General features: G+C 71.5%; 9 protein-coding genes. 6 read left to right on the plus strand and 3 right to left on the minus strand.

The window, feature by feature from the left end; translation table 11 throughout:
• Positions 1-1,239 (plus strand): peptidase C39 family protein (locus tag ACVNF4_RS31425; protein ID WP_461806279.1); only part of this gene is annotated, 1,239 nt, incomplete at its 5' end.
• Between the two features lie 70 nt (positions 1,240-1,309).
• Positions 1,310-1,594, plus strand: a complete 285-nt coding sequence (locus ACVNF4_RS31430; protein WP_461806280.1) for a DUF7336 domain-containing protein — start codon at positions 1,310-1,312, stop codon at positions 1,592-1,594.
• 54 nt (positions 1,595-1,648) lie between these two features.
• On the opposite strand, the gene ACVNF4_RS31435 is transcribed toward ACVNF4_RS31430, so the two are convergent.
• Positions 1,649-2,464 carry an SAM-dependent methyltransferase gene (locus ACVNF4_RS31435; RefSeq protein WP_461806281.1) on the minus strand — a complete coding sequence of 272 codons (816 nt, stop codon included), beginning with the start codon at positions 2,462-2,464 and terminating at the stop codon, positions 1,649-1,651.
• Between the two features lie 119 nt (positions 2,465-2,583).
• On the opposite strand from ACVNF4_RS31435, the gene ACVNF4_RS31440 reads away from it, so the two are divergent.
• Together ACVNF4_RS31440 and ACVNF4_RS31445 are read left to right on the plus strand one after the other, a co-directional pair.
• Entirely contained in the window at positions 2,584-2,724 is a 141-nt protein-coding gene (locus tag ACVNF4_RS31440) for an SCO1431 family membrane protein (protein ID WP_461806282.1), read from the plus strand.
• A 108-nt stretch (positions 2,725-2,832) separates the two neighbouring features.
• Positions 2,833-3,495: a TetR/AcrR family transcriptional regulator gene (locus ACVNF4_RS31445; RefSeq protein ID WP_461806283.1), complete on the plus strand. Its 663-nt coding sequence runs from the start codon at positions 2,833-2,835 to the stop codon at positions 3,493-3,495.
• 94 nt (positions 3,496-3,589) lie between these two features.
• Here the strand turns inward: ACVNF4_RS31445 and ACVNF4_RS31450 are convergent, their stop codons facing one another.
• Both ACVNF4_RS31450 and ACVNF4_RS31455 read right to left on the minus strand, forming a co-directional pair.
• Positions 3,590-3,766, minus strand: a complete 177-nt coding sequence (locus ACVNF4_RS31450) for a hypothetical protein (RefSeq protein WP_461806284.1) — start codon at positions 3,764-3,766, stop codon at positions 3,590-3,592.
• Between the two features lie 244 nt (positions 3,767-4,010).
• Complete coding sequence (locus tag ACVNF4_RS31455) at positions 4,011-4,469, minus strand: hypothetical protein (protein WP_461806285.1); 459 nt, start codon at positions 4,467-4,469, stop codon at positions 4,011-4,013.
• Positions 4,470-4,734: 265 nt separating this feature from the next.
• On the opposite strand from ACVNF4_RS31455, the gene ACVNF4_RS31460 reads away from it, so the two are divergent.
• Both ACVNF4_RS31460 and ACVNF4_RS31465 read left to right on the plus strand, forming a co-directional pair.
• On the plus strand, positions 4,735-5,175 hold the full coding sequence (locus ACVNF4_RS31460) for an Lrp/AsnC family transcriptional regulator (protein ID WP_010357977.1): 441 nt from the start codon (positions 4,735-4,737) through the stop codon (positions 5,173-5,175).
• Positions 5,176-5,241: 66 nt separating this feature from the next.
• A partial coding sequence (locus ACVNF4_RS31465; RefSeq protein ID WP_461806286.1) for an amidohydrolase family protein occupies positions 5,242-5,809 on the plus strand: 568 nt, incomplete at its 3' end.

Below are 5,809 nucleotides of genomic sequence, written 5' to 3' on the forward strand. Positions count from 1 at the left end.
CCGGCGCCGAGGACCGCCGGCTTCCGGAGCTGGGCGTCGTACGCGGACTGGTGCGGCGGGCAGGGGGACGGGGTGGTGGTGCGCGGGGGAGCGCGGCCCGGGGTGGCGGTGGGGGAGGCCGCCGGGACGACGTCGTACACCGACCCGCGCACCGGGACCACCGCCGAGTGGGAGTACGCGACCTGGACCTCCCCCGTGCGGCGGTTCGCCGTCCCCGCGACCGAGGCCATCGCGTCCTGGAACGCGGACACCCCGCCCGGCACCTGGCTCCAGACCGAGCTGACCGGCACCTACTCGGACGGCACGGCGACACCCTGGTACGTGATGGGACGCTGGGCGGCCGGCGACCAGGACATCAGGCGGACCTCCGTCGACGGACAGAAGGACGGCCGCAGCGCCGTCTCGACGGACACCCTCGCGATCGACGACCCCGCGAGCGGCCTGCGCCTCACCTCGTACCGCCTGCGCCTGACCCTCCACCGCCGCCCCGGCACCCGCCTCACCCCGACCGTGTGGCGGGCCGGCGTCATGGGCTCCGACGTCCCCGACCGCTTCACCGTCCCCGCCTCCACCCCCGGCCTGGCACGGGAGCTGATCGTCCCGCGCTACTCCCAGGAGATCCACCAGGGCCAGTACCCGCAGTACGACGGCGGCGGCGAGGCATGGTGCAGCCCGACCTCCTCGCAGATGATCGCCGAGTACTGGGGCGGGCGCCTCACCGCCGAGCAACTCGCCTGGGTGGACCCGGCGTTCACCGACCCCCAGGTCTGCCACGCCGCCCGCTCCACCTATGACCACCAGTACGAGGGCTGCGGCAACTGGCCCTTCAACGCCGCCTACGCGGCCACCTACCCCGGCCTCCAGGCCATCGTGACCCGCCTGTCCTCCCTCACCGACCTGGAGACCCTCATCGCCGCCGGCATCCCGGCGATCACCTCCCAGACCTTCCGCGCGGAGGAGCTGACCGGCGCGGGGTACGGGACCGCGGGGCATCTGATGACCGTGATCGGCTTCACCGCCGAGGGCGACATCATCGCCAACGACCCCGCGTCGCCCACGGACCAGGCTGTGCGGAGGGTCTATCGGCGGCGGGAGTGGGAGACTATTTGGCTGCGGACCAAGCGCTACAAGGCGGACGGCACGGTCGGCTCCGGCAGTGGTGGCGTCTGCTACATCTTCTGGCCGGTCCGGCCGACGCAGGGTCAGCATCGCGCGCTGCGGTCGCTCGGCCTGCTGTGATCGTGTGGGGCCCGGCGGTCCGGAGGAAAGAAGGGGACGGGGATGTCGCGCCGTTGATAACTTCGCGCGCATGGTCGTGTATCCGTTGTGGCATGTCGGCCACCAGAACGAAGCGGGCGACGACGGCTCCACCGTGCACGTCGATGAGAACGGCGTCTTCTGCGACGAGTCGGACGGCGACGACGTGAAACTGCTCGGTATCTACTCGACCCTCGAACGGGTCGAAGAGCGCGTCCGTCAGGCTCGACTGCTCCCGGGCTTCCGTGATGAACCGGAATGCTTCTACTTCGACCCCTGCGAACTCGATGAGGACGGCTGGACCGAGGGGTTCGTCCGGGTTCTGCCGGGCGAGTAGGCCCGTGGGTGGAGTTCGACGAAGCCGTCGCCTCCGCCGACTGCCGTCACGCGGCTACGGCTTCAGCGCCACCGCCCCCAACTGCGGTACGGCCGCGGGCTCCGCACCGTGCTCCGGCCGCCACCGGGAGCAGGACACGAGCCCGGGTTCCAGGAGTGTGAGCCCGTCGAGGTACCGGGCGACCTCCTCGCTGCTGCGGGCGGTGACCGGTGGTTTGGCGTTGGCGTTCCAGAACTCCATGGCCGCCAGCTGGAGGGCGCCGCCCAGCTCGGGCTCCGTGGTGGGGTGGGTCAGGACGAGGAAGCTGCCGGAGGGCAGCGCCTCCACGAGCCGGTGTGCGATGGCCCGTGCCTCACCGCCGTCGAGGACGAAGTTGAGGATGCCGAGCAGCATGAGGGCGACGGGCTCGGTGAAGTCGAGTGTGCGTCCGGCGAGGCGCACGATGGTGTCCGGGTCGTGCACATCGGCGTCCAGGTAGTCGGTGGCGCCTTCCGGGGTGCTGGTCAGCAGGGTGCGGGCGTGGATGAGCACGATGGGGTCGTTGTCGACGTACACGATCCGCGACTCGGGTGCGACCCGCTGGGCGATCTCGTGGGTGTTGTCCAGGGTCGGCAGGCCGGTGCCGATGTCGAGGAACTGGCGGACGCCGTGCTCCTGTGCCAGACAGCGCACGGCGCGGCCGAGGAACTCCCGGTCGGCGCGCGCGATGTCGCGGATGACGGGGATCATTCCGGCGACGTGATCGCCCACCTTCCGGTCGACCTCGTAGTTGTCCTTGCCGCCCTGCCAGTAGTTCCACACGCGGGCGTTGTGCGCTGTCCGGGTGTCGATGCGTCGCGTCGCGGCGTCGGCGTTCTGGATCTCGCTCACGTCGTCCTCTTCTCGCTCGGCGGTCGGCGTCATTCTGCCGTACGGCCTCCGCGGCGGGGGCTCTCGCGTGTGAGCAAGCTCTCGGCCGCAAATGCCCCAGGCGATGGCAAGGTGGACGAATGACAGCGAACTCTGCCATCGCCTCCCGCGCCCGCACCGGCGGCCCCGAGGAGAACGGCCCGAAGATCGTCGAACACGCCCTGGGCTGGGTCCTCGTCGTGGTCCTCGCGATGCTCGTGACCCAACTGGGCCTTCTGTGACACATGCCACCGGCTCATGCCGGATGCGTCATCTCGTGTGACCTGACCCACGCTTGACCTGACATACTGCGGTTGTCCCGCCCGACCGCCCGAGACCAGGGTCGAGTATTGAACATCAGCGCACAGCGCGACGCCGCCCGCCCCAGGGCCCGCGGCACCGAGCGCTCCTTGGCTCGCCGCGCCGAACTCATCTCCATCGGGCGGAAGTTGTTCGCCGACACCTCCTACGACGCGCTCTCGATGGACGACATCGCGCGTCAGGCGCACGTCGCCAAGGGGCTGATCTACTACTACTTCCAGTCCAAGCGCGGTTACTACCTGGCGATCATCCAGGACTCCGTCGCCGATCTGGTCACCTTCGCCGCGAGCGGTCTCGAACTGGCGCAGGTGGACCGGGTCCACCGCACCATCGACAGCTATCTGCGCTACGCCGAGCACAACCAGGCGGCCTACCGCACGATCGTCAGCGGCGGCGTCGGCTTCGACGCCGAGGTGCACGGCATCCGGGACGGTGTGCGCGAGGCGATCGTCGCGACCATCGCCGAAGGGGCCTACGGTCGCACCGACATCGCTCCGCTCGCCCGGATGGGGCTGCTCTCCTGGGTGTGCAGCGTGGAGGGCGCCGCCCTCGACTGGATCGACCGCCCCGGCCCGCTCTCCCGGGACGACATGCGGGAGTTGCTCGTGAAGACGCTCGGTGGGGTCTTCCGGGCGGTCGGCGAACTGGACCCGGCGTACCCGGCGCCGAAGGAAGCGCGCCGCGAGCACTGAGCCGGCGGTCGCGCAACCGGCGGTGCGGCAAAGGCCGTTCGGCGGGGGCGTGTCAACAGCCGTCGGCCGACGCCGAGTTGAACTCCCGGCGCACTCAACCGCCGTTCTCCCACAGCCCCGTCGGGAACTCGCCCCCCGGCAGCCCCCCGAACTGCCCCGGCCGCACCTGCGGTGCCGCCAGCCTGTTCCACTCCGGGTCCTGCCGCCCCGGCAGAGTCCGCCCCCGGTCGGCCCAAGTCCGCATCAGCGCAAGGTAGATGGGCGGGTCCACCGGTGACTCCAGGGCGGCCGGTAAGAACTCGAAGGGCGCGGGGACGAACCGCTGGCGATGCCGGCCCGGTGTCGAATATGTGGGAGTCATACTTTGGCAACGCCGCGGGCCGCGTCGAGGTCACGGCCGCTCCCGCGTCGGGCGTCAGTTCGTGAGCCGCCCCGGCCCGGGGGCGCCGGACCGAGGTGCGAGGCGGACTGACGGTCCGTCAACTCCCGTATGACTGAAGGATGTTGACAATGACTCAGGCGGCCCGGCGGACCGTCGTCCGGGTTCGTGCCGGGAACGTCGCGCGGATCGGACGCGAGCCGGGGCCGCCGACGTGCGAGAACGGCTGGGTGCGCCAGTCGAGACCCTGCGGGAGCGTCAGCACCGGTGCGATGTCCCGCTCCTGCTCCTGGAACACCTCGGCGGCCGACCGGGCCTCCGTCGCCGCGCGACCGGTCCCGCCGCAGACCGTGAGCCCGAACGGGTTCCACGGCGAGGCGCACAGCGCGTGCTCCGGCAGCACCTCCTCGTCCGCCAGCAGTGCGATCGGCCGTGCGCAGTCCGGGCACACGACCCGGAGCAGGTCCGCGGCGTCGTACGCGTCGAACTCGTCGCCGTAGCCGTCCTCGTCGGGATCGACGCCCTCCGGGGCGAGTTCGACGACGGACTGGAGCCGCTTGGGCGCGGTGCGGCCAGGGCGGTTGACACTCTGCATGGGATTCTCCCCCTCGGGCTGGGGCCGTGAAGGCGCTGCGGCCTCGACCACAGCAAGCACTTCCCAGCCGGTCTCGGCGGTAATCACGGGGGCGTCACGGAGCGCGTTCGAGCGGTGTGGCGTTCGTCACATGCCAGGGGGAGGTGTCAGAGTGGCCGAGCGCCGTCCCGTGATCCCCTCCCGCCCCACGCGCACCTCGCGAGCCGACTATGACCGGGGCTGTATAGGTATACGAAGCGTTCAAGCACACTGTAGGTTCATCGCCATGGAGGAGCTGGACCGACAGATCGTGCAGCTGCTCGTCAAGGACGGGCGGATGAGCTACACCGACCTGGGCAAGGCCACGGGCCTGTCCACGTCTGCCGTGCACCAGAGGGTGCGCCGGCTGGAGCAGCGGGGCGTGATCCGCGGGTACGCGGCCGTCGTCGACCCCGAGGCCGTCGGACTGCCCATGACCGCCTTCATCTCGGTCAAACCGTTCGACCCCAGCGCCCCCGACGACATCGCCGACCGGCTCTCCGGCGTCCCCGAGATCGAGGCGTGCCACAGCGTCGCGGGGGACGAGAACTACATCCTGAAGGTACGGGTGGCGACCCCGCACGAGCTGGAGGAACTCCTCGGCCGGCTGCGGGCCCTGGCGGGGGTGTCCACGCGGACGACGGTGGTGCTGTCGACGCCGTACGAGGCTCGGCCGCCGCGGATCTGAGGCGCGGGGGCGCCGGCCCGACCCCTGCGTGCCGAGCCCCCTCCACCGGGCGGGACACTGTCCCCCATGAGTGAGCGCACCCCCGACCCCCAGACCGTCCTGCTCCGCCGAGGAGAGGTCCACAGCCCCGCCGACCCGTTCGCGACCGCGATGGTCGTCGAGCGCGGACAGGTCGCCTGGGTGGGTTCGGAAGGCGCGGCGGACGCGTTCGCCGACGGCGTCGACGAGGTGATCGACCTCGACGGCGGGCTCGTCACCCCCGCGTTCACCGACGCCCACGTCCACACCACCGCCACCGGCCTCGCCCTGACCGGACTGGACCTCTCGGACGCACCCTCCCTCGCCGACGCCCTCGCGCGCGTGCGCGCGTTCGCCGAGGCCCGGCCCGCCGACAAGGTCCTCCTCGGGCACGGCTGGGACGCCTCCCGCTGGCCCGGCGGACGGCCCCCCACGCGCGCGGAGCTCGACGAGGCGACCGGCGGACGCCCCCTGTACCTGTCCCGCGTCGACGTCCACTCGGCCGTCGCCTCCACCGCCCTCCTCGACCTCACCGCCCTGGGCCGCCCCGAGGGCCCCCTCACCGCCGATGCCCACCACGCCGTCCGCGCGGCGGCGTTCGCGGCCGTGACGCCCG

Source organism: Streptomyces sp. S6 (assembly GCF_054880855.1).

Coding starts and splice junctions, on each gene's coding strand:
- ACVNF4_RS31430 (WP_461806280.1), top strand. CDS start 1,310: ATGGTCGTGTATCCGTTGTGGCATGTCGGCCACCAGAACGAAGCGGGC.
- ACVNF4_RS31440 (WP_461806282.1), top strand. CDS start 2,584: ATGACAGCGAACTCTGCCATCGCCTCCCGCGCCCGCACCGGCGGCCCC.
- ACVNF4_RS31455 (WP_461806285.1), bottom strand. CDS start 4,469: ATGCAGAGTGTCAACCGCCCTGGCCGCACCGCGCCCAAGCGGCTCCAG.
- ACVNF4_RS31460 (WP_010357977.1), top strand. CDS start 4,735: ATGGAGGAGCTGGACCGACAGATCGTGCAGCTGCTCGTCAAGGACGGG.